General features: G+C 69.4%; 18 protein-coding genes. 13 read left to right on the forward strand and 5 right to left on the reverse strand.

The genetic code is table 11. The features are described 5' to 3' along the window. Positions 1-46 precede the first annotated feature (46 nt). The 5 genes from IEZ09_RS29915 (at position 47) to IEZ09_RS29935 (ending at position 4,411) form a co-directional block, all read left to right on the forward strand. Positions 47-1,354, forward strand: a complete 1,308-nt coding sequence (locus tag IEZ09_RS29915) for a hemolysin family protein (RefSeq protein WP_189257141.1) — start codon at positions 47-49, stop codon at positions 1,352-1,354. Continuing rightward, entirely contained in the window at positions 1,351-2,376 is a 1,026-nt protein-coding gene (locus IEZ09_RS29920) for a hemolysin family protein (RefSeq protein ID WP_189257142.1), read from the forward strand. The genes IEZ09_RS29915 and IEZ09_RS29920 overlap by 4 nt, the downstream gene beginning before the upstream one ends. A gap of 3 nt (positions 2,377-2,379) precedes the next feature. Further along, positions 2,380-3,258: an ornithine cyclodeaminase family protein gene (locus tag IEZ09_RS29925; protein ID WP_189257143.1), complete on the forward strand. Its 879-nt coding sequence runs from the start codon at positions 2,380-2,382 to the stop codon at positions 3,256-3,258. 75 nt (positions 3,259-3,333) lie between these two features. Continuing rightward, entirely contained in the window at positions 3,334-3,936 is a 603-nt protein-coding gene (locus IEZ09_RS29930) for a dihydrofolate reductase family protein (RefSeq protein ID WP_189257144.1), read from the forward strand. Further along, positions 3,908-4,411, forward strand: coding sequence for a GNAT family N-acetyltransferase (locus IEZ09_RS29935; RefSeq protein ID WP_189257145.1), 504 nt, complete (start codon positions 3,908-3,910; stop codon positions 4,409-4,411). The genes IEZ09_RS29930 and IEZ09_RS29935 overlap by 29 nt, the downstream gene beginning before the upstream one ends. A gap of 116 nt (positions 4,412-4,527) precedes the next feature. On the opposite strand, the gene IEZ09_RS29940 is transcribed toward IEZ09_RS29935, so the two are convergent. After that, positions 4,528-5,985 (reverse strand): multicopper oxidase family protein, encoded by a 1,458-nt coding sequence (locus IEZ09_RS29940; RefSeq protein ID WP_189257146.1) that lies wholly within the window; start codon positions 5,983-5,985, stop codon positions 4,528-4,530. 72 nt (positions 5,986-6,057) lie between these two features. After that, positions 6,058-6,714 carry an SDR family oxidoreductase gene (locus tag IEZ09_RS29945; protein WP_189257147.1) on the reverse strand — a complete coding sequence of 219 codons (657 nt, stop codon included), beginning with the start codon at positions 6,712-6,714 and terminating at the stop codon, positions 6,058-6,060. Positions 6,715-6,793: 79 nt separating this feature from the next. Here IEZ09_RS29945 and IEZ09_RS29950 point away from each other — a divergent pair, with 79 nt between their 5' ends. From IEZ09_RS29950 to IEZ09_RS29960, 3 genes are read left to right on the forward strand one after another with little or no spacing between them, the layout of a single operon-like run. Beyond that, entirely contained in the window at positions 6,794-7,219 is a 426-nt protein-coding gene (locus IEZ09_RS29950; protein WP_189257148.1) for a winged helix-turn-helix transcriptional regulator, read from the forward strand. After that, positions 7,216-7,587 carry an Imm63 family immunity protein gene (locus IEZ09_RS29955; protein WP_189257149.1) on the forward strand — a complete coding sequence of 124 codons (372 nt, stop codon included), beginning with the start codon at positions 7,216-7,218 and terminating at the stop codon, positions 7,585-7,587. The genes IEZ09_RS29950 and IEZ09_RS29955 overlap by 4 nt, the downstream gene beginning before the upstream one ends. A gap of 10 nt (positions 7,588-7,597) precedes the next feature. After that, on the forward strand, positions 7,598-7,843 hold the full coding sequence (locus IEZ09_RS29960) for a hypothetical protein (protein ID WP_189257206.1): 246 nt from the start codon (positions 7,598-7,600) through the stop codon (positions 7,841-7,843). Here IEZ09_RS29960 and IEZ09_RS29965 read toward each other — a convergent pair. Further along, positions 7,840-8,286, reverse strand: a complete 447-nt coding sequence (locus tag IEZ09_RS29965) for an iron chaperone (RefSeq protein WP_189257150.1) — start codon at positions 8,284-8,286, stop codon at positions 7,840-7,842. The two genes, IEZ09_RS29960 and IEZ09_RS29965, sit on opposite strands and share 4 nt — an antisense overlap. A gap of 76 nt (positions 8,287-8,362) precedes the next feature. Here IEZ09_RS29965 and IEZ09_RS29970 point away from each other — a divergent pair, with 76 nt between their 5' ends. The 3 genes from IEZ09_RS29970 to IEZ09_RS29980 all read left to right on the forward strand — a co-directional run bounded on the left by IEZ09_RS29970 (position 8,363) and on the right by IEZ09_RS29980 (position 12,602). Then, entirely contained in the window at positions 8,363-9,178 is an 816-nt protein-coding gene (locus tag IEZ09_RS29970) for a 3-methyladenine DNA glycosylase (protein ID WP_229813086.1), read from the forward strand. Positions 9,179-9,241: 63 nt separating this feature from the next. Further along, positions 9,242-10,948 (forward strand): substrate-binding domain-containing protein, encoded by a 1,707-nt coding sequence (locus IEZ09_RS29975; protein ID WP_189257152.1) that lies wholly within the window; start codon positions 9,242-9,244, stop codon positions 10,946-10,948. 496 nt (positions 10,949-11,444) lie between these two features. After that, positions 11,445-12,602, forward strand: a complete 1,158-nt coding sequence (locus IEZ09_RS29980; protein WP_189257153.1) for a glycosyltransferase — start codon at positions 11,445-11,447, stop codon at positions 12,600-12,602. Here IEZ09_RS29980 and IEZ09_RS29985 read toward each other — a convergent pair. Together IEZ09_RS29985 and IEZ09_RS29990 are read right to left on the reverse strand one after the other, a co-directional pair. Beyond that, entirely contained in the window at positions 12,589-13,401 is an 813-nt protein-coding gene (locus IEZ09_RS29985) for an aldo/keto reductase (protein WP_189257154.1), read from the reverse strand. The two genes, IEZ09_RS29980 and IEZ09_RS29985, sit on opposite strands and share 14 nt — an antisense overlap. Next, complete coding sequence (locus tag IEZ09_RS29990) at positions 13,389-14,360, reverse strand: helix-turn-helix transcriptional regulator (RefSeq protein ID WP_189257155.1); 972 nt, start codon at positions 14,358-14,360, stop codon at positions 13,389-13,391. The genes IEZ09_RS29985 and IEZ09_RS29990 overlap by 13 nt, the downstream gene beginning before the upstream one ends. A 49-nt stretch (positions 14,361-14,409) precedes the next feature. Here IEZ09_RS29990 and IEZ09_RS29995 point away from each other — a divergent pair, with 49 nt between their 5' ends. Then, on the forward strand, positions 14,410-14,787 hold the full coding sequence (locus IEZ09_RS29995) for a DUF3224 domain-containing protein (RefSeq protein WP_189257156.1): 378 nt from the start codon (positions 14,410-14,412) through the stop codon (positions 14,785-14,787). A 2-nt stretch (positions 14,788-14,789) separates the two neighbouring features. Continuing rightward, positions 14,790-15,449, forward strand: a complete 660-nt coding sequence (locus tag IEZ09_RS30000) for a maleylpyruvate isomerase family mycothiol-dependent enzyme (RefSeq protein WP_189257157.1) — start codon at positions 14,790-14,792, stop codon at positions 15,447-15,449. Positions 15,450-15,452 lie beyond the last annotated feature (3 nt).

Consider the following 15,452-nt stretch of genomic DNA (forward strand, 5'->3'; position numbering starts at 1 on the left):
CAGGCTGGCATACCAATCCGGTCCCTAGCTGCTGCGGAGCGCGGAGGTGACCGGAATCCTTCTGAGCGTGCTCGGCCTGCTCGCCGTCGTGGCGCTGACCGCGGGCACGTTCATCGCGGTGGCGGCGGAGTTCTCGCTGACCGCGCTGGAGCGCAGCACCGTCGAACGACACGTCGCGGAGGTGGGGGACGCGAAGGCGCGGACCATCGACCGCGCGCACCGGACGTTGTCCTTCCAGCTCTCCGGCGCACAGCTCGCCATCACGCTGACCACGCTGATCACCGGCTACATCGCGGAGCCCGCGATCGCGGCGCTGATCGAGCCTGGCCTCGCCGGGCTGGGCGTGCCGCACGCGGTGGCCGGCGGCTTGTCGCTGGCACTGGCGCTGGCGATCGCCACGGCGTTGTCGATGGTGTTCGGCGAGCTGGTCCCGAAGAACCTCGCCATCGCCAAGCCGCTCGAGACCGCGCGGCTGGTCGTGGGGTTCCAGGCGGCGTTCTCCACCGTCTTCCGGTGGCTGATCAACGGGATGAACAACTCGGCGAACTGGCTGGTCCGCCGCTTCGGCGTCGAGCCGGTCGAGGAGCTCGCGTCCGCCCGTTCGCCGGAGGAGCTGGGCGCGCTGGTCCGCACGTCGGCCGAGCACGGAACGCTCGACCAGGGCACTGCGGTTTTGCTCGATCGGTCACTGCGGTTCGGCGACCGGACCGCCGGCGAGCTCATGACGCCGCGCGTGCGCGTCGAGGCGCTGCGGGCCGACGCGACGGTGGCGGACCTGGTGCTGAAAGCGCGCGAGACCGGGTTCTCCCGGTTCCCCGTGCACGACGGCTCGTTGGACGAGGTGCGCGGCATGGTGCACGTGAAGCAGGCCTTCGCCGTGCCTGCCGCTCTGCGTGGGACGACTCCTCTGTCCGCGCTGACGCGTCCGGTCACCTCGGTGCCGGAGACGCTGGAGGGCGACGCGCTGCTGGACCGCTTGCGCGCTTCGGGCCTGCAGACGGCGCTGGTCGTCGACGAGTACGGCGGCACGGCGGGCATGGTGACGTTGGAGGACGTCTTCGAGGAGATCGTCGGCGACGTGCGCGACGAGCACGACCGCGGCGAGACGCCGCCGGTGCGCTCGCTGGGCAAGGACAGCTGGCTCGTGTCCGGCCTGCTGCGCGACGACGAGGTGGCCGAGGCGACCGGGTTCCACATGCCGCCGGGCGACTACGAGACGCTGGCGGGGCTCGTGCTGGCCAGGCTCGGGCGAATCCCCGACGTCGGCGACGAGATCCGCGTCGAGGGGTGGCGGGTGACCGTGATGCGGATGGACCGGCACCGCGTGGCCGAGCTGCGGGTGGTGTCGTCGTGAACTTCCTCGTCGTCGTGTTGTTGCTGGCGGGCAACGCCTTCTTCGTCGGTGCCGAGTTCGCGGTGATCACCGCGCGGCGCGACCGACTGGAAGCGTTGGCGGACAAGGGTTCCTCGCGCGCCCGCACCGCGATCAAGGCGTCGCAGCAGTTGCCGTTGCTGATCGCCGGCGCGCAGCTGGGCATCACGCTGTGCTCGCTGGGCCTGGGTGCGATCGCCGAGCCCGCCCTGGCTTCGGTTCTGGAGGGCCCGCTCGGCGCCGTCGGGCTGCCACTGGCCGTGGTGCACGGTGTGGCGTTCGCGGTGGCGCTGGTCATCGTCGTCGCGTTGCACACGATCCTCGGCGAGATGGTGCCGAAGAACCTGGCGATCGCCGGTCCGGAGCGGGCTGCGGTGTGGCTGGTTCCCGTGCACTACGGGTTCTCGCGGATGATCGCGCCGGTGCTGGCGTTGTTCACGGCGGTCGGCCGGTGGGTGCTGCGGCGGATCGGCGTGGAGCCGGTGGACGAGCTGGAGTCGGCCTACACGCCCGACGAGCTGGCGTTGCTGATCGGGCAGTCGCGGTCAGAGGGGTTGCTGGAGGACTCCGAGCACCGGCGGCTGGCGCAGACGTTGTCTTCCGCCGCGCGCACCGTGGCCGACGTCCTGGTGCCGTTGGACCGGCTGACGACGGTGTCCGCCTCGCCGACGGTGGGCGAGATCGAGGCCGCGGTCGCCGCGACCGGGTTCTCGCGGTTCCCGGTGCTGTCGGATGCAGGGCTGATCGGGTATCTGCACGTCAAGGACGTGCTGGACCTGGAGGGCGCGTCCACCCTGGTGCCGCGGGCTCGGGTGCGCGGGCTGCCGGAGGTGCCGGCGGACGCTCGCCTGGACGAGGCGCTGGCGGCGTTGCGCCGGGCCCAGTCGCACCTCGCGCGTGCGGTAGGTGCCGACGGCGCGGTGCTGGGTGTCGTGGCGTTGGAGGACCTGCTGGAGGAGTACGTCGGCACCGTGCGGGACGGCACGCACGTCCGCTGGGTCTGAGCCGTGGCGGTGGTGATCGGAGCCGGGGACGTCGAGATCGACCTGCCCCGGCTGGCCGCGGAACTGACGGAGGCGCTGCGGGCAGGCCCGGCGGGTCCTGGCCAGCGGGTGCGGGTGCCGGTGACCGAGGACGTCACGGCCATGGTGCTGGTGCCGGGCCTGGCGCCCGGCATCCCCGCCTACACGGTGAAGGTGCACGCCAAGAACCCGAACCGCTCCCCCGCCATCACCGGCGTGATCTGCCTGCACGACCTGGCCACCGGTGACCTGCTGGCCCTGATCGACAGCGCCGGCCTGACCGCGGTGCGCACCGGACTGGGCGGCGCGCTGGGAGCGCACGTGCTGGCACGTGCCGACGCCCGGCACGTGACGGTGATCGGGGCGGGCGTGCAGGGACGGGCGCAGCTGGAGGCCCTGGCGGCGCTCCGGCCGATCGGGTCGGTGTCGGTGCGCGACACGAACCCGGCGGCGGAGGCGGAGTTCGTGGCGTGGGCGGAGCGGCTCGGCCTCACGACCTCGGGCGACGCCGGGGAGATCGTGCTGACGGCCACGTGGTCGCGGGAGCCCGTGCTGCACCGGGTTGCGCCCGGCACCCACGTCACCAGCCTCGGTGCCGACGAGCCGGGCAAGGCCGAGCTCGCGCCGGAGCTGCTGGCGGGCGCGCTGGTCGTGGTGGACGATCCCGCGCTGGCGCACGTCACCGCGGACACGACGATAGGCGCGGTGCTGCGCGGCGAGCATCCCGGCCGGACCAGCGAGGATCAGGTCACCGTGTACAGCCCGGCCGGGTTGCCGATGCAGGATCTTGTGATCGCGTGGCACGTGTACCGCAACGCGATCCGGAAGTCGCCTGCCGTGTTCGACCTCGGGTCCGGTATGTGACGCCCGAACCCTGTCGAAATCCGTGTCGCCCTGTTCGACCTACGGGTGACGGACACACACAGGGAGGCACACGAAATGGGCAAGGTCTACACGGGCGCCAGCACCTCGATCGACGGCTACGTCTCCGGCCCGGACTTCTCCGGCTTCGACAAGCTGTTCCGCTGGTTGCAGGTGGGCGACGTGGCGTTGACGGTGCCGACGGGTGCGATGACCGTCCACCTGACGCCGCCGAGCGCCGCCTACTTCAGCGGGCTGATCCAGGCAACCGGCGCGCTGGTGGTGGGGCGCAAGCTCTACGACTTCACCAACGGCTGGGGCGGCCAGCACCCGATGGGCGTGCACACCGTCGTGCTCACCCATCGGCCGTTGGAGGACACCGAGCACTTCACGTTCTGCAGCGACGGCATCGAGAAGGCGATCGAGATCGCTCAGGCGAAGGCCGGCGACAAGGGTGTGGGGCTGAACTCGGGCGAGGTGGCCCGGCAGGCCATCGACGCCGGGCTGGTGGACGAGATCTTCCTCGACCTGGTGCCGGTGATCCTCGGCGGGGGCACGCCGTTCTTCGCGCCGGGCAAGGGGTACGAGCTGGAGGGGCCGGTGTCGGTGATCGAGGGCACGTCGGTGACGCACCTGCGCTACAAAGTCAAGTATGGGGATGCGGCTGCGCAGGGTGAGTGACGCCGACGCGGCGGAGTTGTTGCGGGTCGTGACGGAATCGCTCGCGCACCTGCGGCCTTGGATGTCCTGGGCGACCGACGACTACGACGAGTCGTCGGTCGCCGGGTTCCTCGCCAACTCGAAGGAAGGCTGGGCGGCCGGGAGGCTGTTCAACCACGCCATCACGGTCGACGGCGCCATCGTGGGCGTGGCCGGCGCGGACCGCACGGGCGATTCGGTGGAGATCGGCTACTGGCTGCACCCGGCCCACGTCGGGCGCGGCCACGCCACCGCCGCGGCCGCCGAGCTCGTCGAGTTCGCGTTCGCGCTCGACGGCGTGCGCAGAGTGCAGATCTGGCACGACGAAGCCAATGTCGCGAGCAGCGGAGTGCCACGGCGCCTCGGGTTCACCGAGGTCGACCGCCGCACGCCGCCGCGCGAACCGGCGTTCGGCAACGAGTCCGGAGTGGACGTCGTGTGGGAGCTGACGCGCTGAGGCCGCGCAGTCAGACGGCCGCATCGTGGCCCGAGCAACCGATGAACGGCGCATTCGTCCACCTGGGGTGAACGAATGCGCTGTTCATCGCGAGCCGGTGCCGCGCGAAACGGGCGCTAAGGGACGATCTCCAGCTGCGCCATCATGCCGATCCACGAGTGTTCGAGGAAGTGGCAGTGGTAGACGTAGCGGCCGGTGTAGCCGGTGAACGTCGCCTGCACCTTCACGGTCTCGCCCGCGGTGATGGGGATGGTGTCCTTCAGGCCCGCGTCGCTGGGCAGGGGCGGGCCGCCGTTGCGCTCCAGGACGCGGAACTGGACCAGGTGCAGGTGGAAGTTGTGCTTGACGCCGGTCGGGTCGGAGCTCTTGATGAGCCAGGTCTCGGTGGTGCCGCGTTTGATGGTGAAGTCGACGCGGTCCATGTCGAAGACCTTGCCGTTGATCACGCCGTCGGGGCGGTCGTTGGGCTTGAAGACGAACGACAGGTCGACCTCGCGGTCCACTGTGGACAGGGGCATCGCCGGAAGCGGGCGCAGGACCGCGGGAACGCGGCTCTGGTCGGTGGCGCGGCGGACCACGTCGAAGCGGAGGATCTCGCCTGCCACGGCGTCGGTCAGGACGACCTTGGAGCCGATCGGGTACTTCGAGAAGTCGATGACGACGTCGGAGCGTTCGGCCGAGGAGAGGACGAGTTCCTCCGTTTCGACCGCGTTCGCGAGCAGGCCGCCGTCGGAGCCGATGCGGGTGATCTTGTCGCCGGTCAGCCTGAGTTTGAAGACGCGCTGGTTGGCCGAGTTCACGAGGCGGAAGCGGTACTTGCGGGCGGCGACCTCGAAGTAGGGCTGCGGGACGCCGTTGGCGAGCACCACGGTGCGTTTGGACGGGTCGTCGAAGACCACGATGTTACCGCTGTCGTCGAACTGGATGTCGCGCAGCAGGATCGGGATGTCGTAGGCGCCGGACGGCAGGTTGAGCGCGCGTTCGGACTCGTCCTCGATGACGTACGCGCCGTGCAGTCCCAAGTAGACGTGCGCGGCTTCCGTGCCGTGGCTGTGGTCGTGGTACCACAGCGTCGTTCCCTGCTGGGTGTTCGGGTAGAGGTAGAGGCGGGTGCGACCGGGCTCGATCACGTCCTTGGGGTGGCCGTCGTGCTCGGGTGCCACGTGGCCGCCGTGCAGGTGGATGTTCGCGGCCTCGTCCATCTTGTTGTGCACCATGATGAGGGTCTTGCGGCCCGTCTTCGCCCTGATCGTGGGGCCGACGAACTGACCGCCGAAACCCATGACCGGCGACTGCAGGCCGGGCAGGATCTCGGCGGTCGTGCGTTCGATCGAGAGCTGGTAGATCTCCTGTTTCGCCGTGGACACCAGTGGCCTGAGCACGGGCGGCACGGGCATCGGGCGTGTCCACGGCACTATTTCCGGTTTTGTGCCTGTGAAAGTCTTCGACTCCTGGAACGTGTGCTCGCCGTGCGCCGAGTCCTCGTGACCCTGAGCGGGCGCGAGCAGTTGTGGCACACCGAACACGCCTGCCGCGAGACCTCCCGCGGCAAGCACACTTCGTCTGTTGAGCATCGCTGTTCCCCTTGGCCCGACGGCTGAATGCGGCGGAAACCTACGCCGGGCATCCAGGGGGAACACCTAGTCCTAAGAGGCCAGTGCTGCCTTCACCGCGCGCGTGAGCTCGTCGGCGAGCACCTCGTCATCACCGTTCTCAATCGCCTGCAGTACCTGGGAAACGACGTCCTCAGGCGAGATCTTGGGGCCGTCGACGCTCGACGCCATGTCCGTGTCGATGAAACCGGCGTGCACGGCGATCACGTGGGTCCCCTGCTCCCGCAACGCTTCCCGCGTCGACTTCGTCAGCGACCAGCCCGCGGCCTTGGACGCCGCGTAGCCGCGCCAGGCCGGGCGGCCGAGGAACGACAGGATGCTCAGCACGTTGACGAGGGTGCCGCCGCCATTGGCTTTCAGAATGGGTGCGAACGCGTCGGTCGTGCGGACGATCCCGAAGAAGTTGACCTCGAACTCTGTCCGGATGCTGTCAACGTCCTCGCCTCCGACGAGCACGCCCGCGTTGTTGATGACGATCGAGACGTCCTTCAACTCCTTCGCCGCCGCCTCCACGGACGCGTCGTCGGTCACGTCCAGCTGGACCGGGTTGACACCCTCGTCCACCACGGACGCCGGGTTGCGCGCACCGGCGTAGACCTTCGCGCCACGCCTCGCGAACTCCTGGGCGAACGCCCGGCCGAGCCCGCGGTTGGCTCCGGTCACCAGCACCGCCGCACCGTTGAAGTCCATCACTGCCTCCTAGGTTGGATTTCCCAACCGACTTTAGCGACGTGAGTTGGATTTGCCAACTCACTGCTAGGATGGCCACATGGCCCCTCGAACCTGCTCCGTGGCGAACGCGCTGGAGGTCGTCGGCGAACGCTGGTCGCTGCTGGCGTTGCGCGAGGTGTTCTTCGGCAACACCCGCTTCGACCAGATCGCGGCGAACACGGGTGCCTCCCGCGACGTGCTCGCCGCACGCCTGAAGAAGCTGGTCGCCGCCGGGGTGCTGGAGAAGCGGCAGTACTCCGACCACCCGCCGCGGCACGAGTACCACCTGACCGATGCGGGCCGTGCGCTGCACAACGTGCTGTTGATGCTCAAGGAGTGGGGCGACACCCACGTGACCCAAGGCCCGCTCCCGCTCGTCTGGGAGCACTCGTGCGGCCGCACGCTGGAGCCACGCGTCGTGTGCGCGCACTGCGGCGAGGAAGCGACCTCGGAGTCGCTGACCAGCGCTTCGGTGGCGTCGTGACGCCGAAGGAGGACCTGGCCGCCCGGCTGGAGGCGCTGCGGCAGCGGCTCGGCGCGACGTGGATGGTCGGGTTCGAGAACTTCGACGCCGGCCATCCGTTCATCGAGGTGCTGGAAGGGCCGACGTACCGGCTCACGGCCTACGAGCGCGGAAAGCCGGTGTTCGCGAAGGAGACGACGAAGCTCGACGAGATCCTGTACTGGGCGTCGTACGAGGTCACGTGGTCGATGGCGTACTCGTGGGCCGTGCAGCACCCCGTCGAGGGCGAGGAGCAGCGGTTCACCACGTTCCGGCGCCAGGAGGAGCTGCTGAACTCGCTGGACCCGCGGTGGGCGGAGCGCGCACGGGCGGGGCGGCCGACCCACTAGGTTGTCCACCATGAGCGAGGACGACGAGGACGAGTTCGCCGAGGACGACGACTTCGAGGACGAGGAAGACGCCGACGACCTCTTCGCCGTCACGCCCGAACCGCGCACGGTCTGCCACCTGTGCGGCGGGGCGAGCTACATCGCCGCGCCCACGCTGGCGATCATCGGGGGCGCGCCGCGGACCGTGGACAACGGGCGGGAGTGCCCGCACTGCAACGGGGCGCGGACGTTCAACGGGCTGGTGCCGCCGCTCTAGCCGCTCTGGCCGCTGTTGGCGCGGTGCCAGGCGAGGAACTCGCTGACCGGCGTGCCGGCGATCTCCTCGCCGATCACGTCGAGAGCCAGGTCGGAGGAGCGTTTGAAGCGGACGCACGACTTGCCCATGTCGAGCTTCTTGCCCGTGGCCGCGTACCTGGCGCGGAACGACTCCTCGCCGGGACCGTTCACGGTCGTGAGGTAGACGGAGTAGTAGTTCTTCTGGGCGGCCAGGGCGACGTAGCTGAGGGGCTGCTTGTTGTAGGTCGGACCGCTCACCTCCAGCGGCACGTACCAGGTGATCATTCCCCACAGCATGCCCTCGACGTAGCCGTCGGGGAGGTGGGCGAGGATGACGTCGCGCACAGCGGTGACCTCGGCGCGCCGCTCAGCAGGCAGTTCGGCGAGGTAGTCGGCGACCGTCGAGGCTTTGCTCTGCACCATGCGCGTACGGTAATCGCTCGTGGAGGTCCTGACCCGAGCCCAATGGCACGAACTGCGCGACGCACACGTCGCCCGCATGCGCCGGTTCACGGGTCCACATCAGGAACGGAAGCTTCGCAAGGAGAAGCATCCGGTGATGGACTTCCTCTTCACGTACTACAGCCATCGGCCCGTGCGGCTGGAGCGGTGGCATCCTGGGCCCGGTGTCGTCCTGGAGGACGCGGCGGAGTACCTGGAGTTTCCGCACTACAAGGCCACGCCGGACGGCGTCGCGCTGGACGTGGACAGCTTCCTGAAGCAGCGCGGGAAGACGCTGGAGTTCGTCCAGGCGCTGCTCACGGCGACGCTGAGCAGGCCGGCGCGGCTCGGGTGCTTCGGGCTGCACGAGTGGGCGATGGTCTACCGGCAGGAACCCGAGGAGATCAGGCACAACGCGTGGCCGCTGCGGCTCGGCAGCGACGGCACCGACCGGGTGGTGGAGGCCAGCCGGATCCAGTGCGGGCACTTCGACGCGTTCCGGTTCTTCACGCAGCCCGCGCGGCCTCGCAACACGATCCAGCCGACGCGTGAGGACCAGGTCGCGAACGAGCAGCCGGGGTGCCTGCACGCGAACATGGACCTGTTCAAGTGGGCTTACAAGATGGAGCCCGCCACCCCGTCCGACCTGGTCGCCGACTGCTTCGAACTGGCGGTTGACGTGCGGGAACTCGACATGCAGGCCTCGCCGTACGACCTGGCGCGGCTCGGGTACGAACCGGTGCCGATCGAGACGCCGGACGGCCGCGCGGAGTACGTGCGCAGGCAGGCGGCGTTCGCCGAGCGGGCGCGGCCGTTGCGAGAACGGCTCATCTTCGTTTGCCAGTCGATACTTACAGTGACTTCACTTCGCTGACAGAGTTCACCTGTTAGCGTGATTGGCGGTCGTCGGGGGCCGCTGAGTAGTTGTGAGGGATCGATGTCTCGACACCGCGCGCTGCGGGCGAAGGTGCGGCGCGGGATCGCCAAGTGGCCCGTGCTCATCGTCGTGTTCGTCGTGCTGATCGGCCTCGGCTGGCTCGTCTTCTCGTGGGCCGGTGGAGTGCTCGACAGCCGTGCGAGGGCGCTGGCTCAGAACTGCAGCGAGGGCGACTCGGTGCTGCGCGTCGCCGCCACGCCGAGTGTCGCCGGGGCTGTTGCGGACGTCGCGCGCGCATGGAGCGCCACGCGGCCCGTCGTGTACGACCACTGCATCGCCATCGAGGTGACGTCGGCGGACTCGGCGGCCGTGCTCGACGGCCTGACGACGACGTGGGACTCGAACAAGCTCGGTGGGCGGCCGCACGCGTGGCTGCCCGACTCGACGCTGTGGGCGAACCGGCTGAGCGCGCTCAACGCGAAGCTCGTCGGCGCGGCGCCCAAGTCGGTCGGCACCTCACCGGTGCTGCTCGCGGCCCCGGAGGCGGCGGCACCCGTGCTGAAGGACTTCCGCTGGTCGGACCTGCCCGAGGTGACGGACTGGAGCAAGTTCGGCCAGTCGTGGGGCCGGTTCAGCGTCGCGATGCCCGACCCGTCCGCGAACACGGCCTCCGCGCTGGCGATCCAGTCGGCACTGGCAGGCGGCAAGGGCCCGGTGACGGCGGAGTCGCTGGGCTCCGAGGCGTCGAAGGCCAAGCTGACCAAGCTCGCGGCCACGGTGCCGCCGGAGGTGCCGCCGACCACGCGCGAGGCGTTGCGGCGCCTGGGCGACAGCGCGACGGTGAACGCGGCGGGCTTCAGCGTCACGCCGGTGTCCGAAGTGGACCTCTACAAGCACAACACCGGCAAGGAGGCGCCGTCGAAGCCGCTCGTGGGCGTGCTCCCGGTCGGACCGGCGCCGGTGGCGGACTTCCCGTACATCGCCCTGGGCGGCCCCGAGGTCGGCGAGGCGGAAGTGCGCGCGGCGCAGGCGTTCCGCGAGTTCATGACCCAGCCGGCGCAGCAGAAGATCCTGGCGTCCGGCGGCCTGCGGGTGGAGTCCACTCAGGACCGTCCGTCGCCCTCCCCCGGCATCTCCTGGACCGCCGTGACGGAGAACCTCGTCCCCGCGGATGCGACCACCACGCAGCAGATCTCGTCGGCCTGGGCCTCGGCGGACCGCGGCGGTCAGGTCGTCACGGTGCTGACCGACGTGTCGACGTCGATGAAACCCCGGCTGGACAAGGTGAAGGCCGCGCTGCGGGGCCAGGTCGACAGATCGGTGTCCGGCGCGTTCGGGCTCTGGGAGTTCGCGCGCGACCTGGACGGGTCCAAGCCCTACAAGCAGCTGGTCGCGACCGGGCCGGTGGCGGAGAAGCGCGATGCGCTGCGCCGGTCGATCGACGGGCTCAAGACCGCGGACGGGTCGCAGCTCTACACGTCGCTGGCGGCCTGTTACGAGACGGCGCACGACGGGTTCGTGGCGGGGCGGATCAACCGCGTTGTGGTGATCACCGACGGTGCTTCGGACGGTGGGATCGACCTGGCGGCGTTGAAGAGCCGGCTGCACGGCAAGGATCTGGCGATCAGCTTCATCGCCATCGGTGGTGAGGTGGACAAGGACGCGTTGAACGACATCGCGCAGACGACCGGTGGGTCGGTGTCCGTGGTGGAGAACGCCGACGGGGTTGATGCGGCTCTCGGGCAGGTGCTGTCGACGAAGGCCTGACCGCTGTCAGACCCGCTCCCTAGAATTGAAATTGGGGGAACCCGGCCGCCGTCGTGTGTGTGGTGCGTGGCCATAGGGGAACCGCGCGGCCACGGCGGCCGTTGCTCCCGCATCCGGAACTCAGGTGCCGTGTGTGATGCACAGCCATGGGGGAACCACACCACTGCGACGGTCGTTGCCCCGCGGCATCGCAACCGGCCGCCACCGCGTTTGGCCAATAGGGAAACGTGCTGCCAGCGCGGCCGTTGCTCCCCGCATCTGGGAACCTGACCGCCGCTGTATGTGTGGTGCGCAGCCGCAGGGAACCACGCGGGCCACAGCGGCCGCTGCTCCCGCGCATGTGGGAACCCAGCCGCCGCCGTGCGTGCGGCGCGACCACCGAGAAACCGTGCTGCCACGGATGGCGTTGCTTCCACGCATGTGTGAACCAGCCGCCGCCACACGTGGTGCACGGCCACCGGGGAACCACGCGGCCACGGCGGCCGTTGCTCCCAACATGGGGGATGCACGGATCCTGGTCTCGTCGATGCCGTTCGCAGGCCACGTCGGCGCAATGGCCGCGGTGTCCAACGAACTCGTCAAGCGCGGCCACCACGCCATCGCGCACACAGGCGCGAAGTACCGCCACAAGTTCGAGAGCGCCGAGTGGCTGCCGTGGAAGCACGCACCGGACTTCGACGACGCCGAGCTCGGCAAGGCGTTCCCGAGCGTCAAAGACGGCAAGGGCGTGCGGGCCAACTTCGCGAACGTCCGCGACGTGCTGGTCGGCACGGGAGCCGCACAGGCACGGGACGTCCTGGAAGCGGAGTTCGACCTCGTCGTGACGGATCACCTGGCGTTCGGGGCCGCGATGGCCGCCGAACTACGCCAAGTGCCGTGGGCGACCATCGCCGTCACACCTCTGGTGGCCAGCAGACCGCTGGTCAGGGTCGTGTCGGGGTTGATCGCAGACGGGATGTTCAACCGCATGCGCGCGGAAGTCGGCCTGAAGCCGAAACCCGGCGCACTGGAGGCCTTCTACTCACCGGAACTCGTGATAGCGCAAGGGGTTCCCGAGCTGGAGACCGTGCACCCACCGCACCAGGTGCGGTTCGTCGGGCGGTTGATCAGCCCGCCACCCGCGGCCGTGCTGCCCGGCTGGTGGGCGGACCTCGACAACCGCACTGTCGTGCACGTGACGCAGGGGACGCTGGAAACCGGCGCGGACGACCTGCTGAAGCCCGCGATCGAGGCGCTGGCCGGGCACGACGCGTTGGTGGTGGCAACGACCGGAGGTGCGGCCGTCGACACGCTCGGAACGCTGCCGGACAACGTCAGGGCGGCCGAGTTCATCCCGCACGACCTGTTGCTGCCGCGGACCGACGTGATGATCACCAACGGCGGCTGGGGTGGGGTGCTCGCCGCTATTGAGGCGGGTGTGCCGCTCGTCGTCGTGCCGGGGTCGCTGGACAAGCCTCAGGTGGCGCGACGGGTGGCGCGGGCGGGAGCCGGAGTCACCAGGCGGAAGCCGAGAGGGCTCGGGACCACGGTGGATCAGGTGCTGTCGGAGCCGCGCCACCGGGAGCGTGCGGAGGAGCTGGGACGGCAGATCAGGGCTGCCGGTGGCGCGGCCAGGGCTGCGGAACTGGTCGAGGAGCTGCTCAGGCGACGTTGAAGCGGTCCGGGTCCGGGCCGGTTCGGGTGCCGTTGTCCAGTTCGGCGATGACCGTCATGTCGTCGGGGGCCAGTTCGAAGTCGAAGATGTCGATGTTCTCCTTGATCCGGTAGGGCGTGACGGACTTCGGGATCACGACGTTGCCGAGCTGGATGTGCCAGCGCAGCACGATCTGGGCCGGGGTCTTGCCGTACTTCTCGGCCAGGCCGGTGATCTCCACCCTGCCCAGCAACGCGCCCTGCGCCAGCGGTGACCACGCCTCGGTGACGATGCGGTGGGTGACGTGGACCTTGCGCATCTCCTCCTGCTGCAGCAACGGGTGCAGCTCGATCTGGTTCACCGCCGGGGTGGTCGGGAACTCGTCGAAGAGCCGCTGCAGGTGTGGCGTGTGGAAGTTCGAGACGCCGATGGCGCGCACTCGGCCGTCGGCGTAGAGCTTCTCGAACGCGCGCCACGTCTCGGTGTAGAGGTTGCGTTGCGGGGTCGGCCAGTGGATGAGGTAGAGGTCGAGCACGTCGCGGCGCAGGCGGCGCATGCTCTCGTCGAACGCGCGCAGCGTCGAGTCGTAGCCCTGGTCGGAGTTCCACAGCTTGGTCGTGATGAACAGGTCGGGGACGCCCGCGATGGCGTCGCCGACACCGGACTCGTTGCGGTAGGCGGCAGCCGTGTCGATGCTGCGGTAGCCCGCTTCGATCGCGGTCGTGACCGCACCGGCCACCTGGTCCTCCGGCACCTGGAAGACGCCGAAGCCGAGTTGAGGGATCCGTACTCCGTTGTTCAACGAGATCAGCGGAACCATGCGCGTAGCTTGGCATCGTTGTAGACGTCCTGCATCGCCTTGATGGTTTCGATGATGTCGTGTCTCAACTCGTTTGGAGCGACCACTTCCACGTCCGCACCGAATTTGAGCAGGTCAGCAACGGCGTGACGGGTCGATTCTGTGGGAAAACCGAACTCCTCGCCCGGTTCCGGCGCGGCCTCCCTGATCACGCGCGCCTGGTGGCCGCTCAGCAGGTACTGGGTCTTGTCGAGGCCGGCTCGGGTCATGCGGACGATGACGCGCTCGCCGTACATGCGGGCCTCGAACTGCTCCGACCACTCGGCCCAGTACCGCGCCAGGTCGAAGTCCTCCGGCCGGTCGAAGGTGTCGTCGAGGACCTGGAGGGCTTGGACGCGGGCCACGCGGTAGGTGCGGCCGCTGCCGACGAAGTACCAGGTGCCCGCCTTCAACACCAGGCCGTACGGGTCGACCTCGCGCTCGACGGTCTGGCTGCCCCAGCGCTCGTAGGTCATGCGGACGCGGCGCTGCTCCCAGACGGCGTCGGCGATCGTGGCGAGGTGGCCGGTGGGTTCGTCGCCGCGGAACCACGTCGGGGTGTCGAGGTGGAAGCGCTGGCGGATCTGCTCGGCCCGCGAGCGCAGTTCCGTCGGCAGCGCGGCGAGGAGCTTGAGCTGGGCCGCGGCGGCGAACTCCTGCAGGCCCAGCTCCTCAGCGGGACCCGGCAGCCCTGCCAGGAAGAGCGACTGGGCCTCCGCGCCGGTGAGGCCCGTCAGGCGGGTGCGGTAGCCGTCGATCAGCTGGTAGCCGCCGGTGGGACCGCGGTCGGCGTAGATCGGGATGCCCGCGCCGCTGAGCGACTCGATGTCGCGGTAGATCGTGCGGGGCGAGACCTCGAGTTCGCTCGCGAGCTCGTCCGCGGTCATCCGGCCCCTCGACTGGAGGAGCAGGAGGACCTGGATGAGGCGGCTGGACTTCATCTCGTAAACCTGACACGAACTGTCAGGATCTGCCAGCAGAGTGGTCCACATGAAGGCAACCGGAACCATCGAAGTGAAGAGCTGGGACGAGAACACCTGGGACGGCCGTCCCTACCAGGAGGTCGAGGGCCGCAAGCTCACCGAGGCGCACGTGCAGTTCGCCTACGCGGGCGACGTCAACGGCATCGGGAACTGCCGGTACCTCATGTCCTACGGCGACACCGTGTGCTGGACGACGGCCCTGGAGGAGATCACGACCGACAACGGCACGCTCGTGCTGCGGCACGTCGGCGCGTACCGCGAGGGTGTCGAGGCCGTGATCGAGATCCTGGACGGCACCGGCCCCTACGCGGGCGCGCGAGGTGCGGCGACGGTCGTCTGGGCGGAGGATGGCATCGCCACCTACACGTTGGAGTACGAGGTCTGACGATGACCAACGCCCCCGTCTACGACGCGACGAAGCAGCGGATCACCGAGCTCGTTCAGGGCAGAGATCCGCAGACGCCGGTGGCGGCGACCCCCGGCTGGTCGGTCAAGGACGTGGTGGCGCACCTCGCCGGCGGTCTGCGCGACTTCGTGGACCGCCGGTTCGACGGTGTCGAGTCGGGTGAGTGGGGCGAGCGGCAGGTCCGCGACCGGCGGGCCAACTCGCTGGACGACGCGTTCGCCGAGTGGGACGCGAACCGGGAGCTGGCCGAGCCGTTGTTCGACACGCCGATGGGGTCCGTGCTGATCTCCGAGGTCGTGCAGCACGAGCACGATCTGCGTGCGGCGCTCGGTGTGCCCGGCGATCGCGATGGCGTCGCCGTGCGTGCGGCGCTGACGAAACCGTTGCAGCAGCTGGATCAGCGGATGCGGGAGAACGACGTGCCCGCGTTGCGGATCTCGCTGGAGCACGGGGACCGGGTGCTCGGGCACGGTGAACCGGCGGGGACGTTGCGGACCACGTCGTTCGAGCTCATGCGGGCGATCGGCGGGCGGCGGTCGGTGGACCAGATCAAGGCCTTGGACTGGGACGGCGATCCGGACATCTGGATCTCCTCGCTCGCCTTGTTCGGGCGGCATCGGCCGGAGCCGTTCGAGGAGTAGCTT

This window comes from Lentzea flava, from assembly GCF_014648475.1.
GTDB lineage: Bacteria > Actinomycetota > Actinomycetes > Mycobacteriales > Pseudonocardiaceae > Lentzea > Lentzea flava.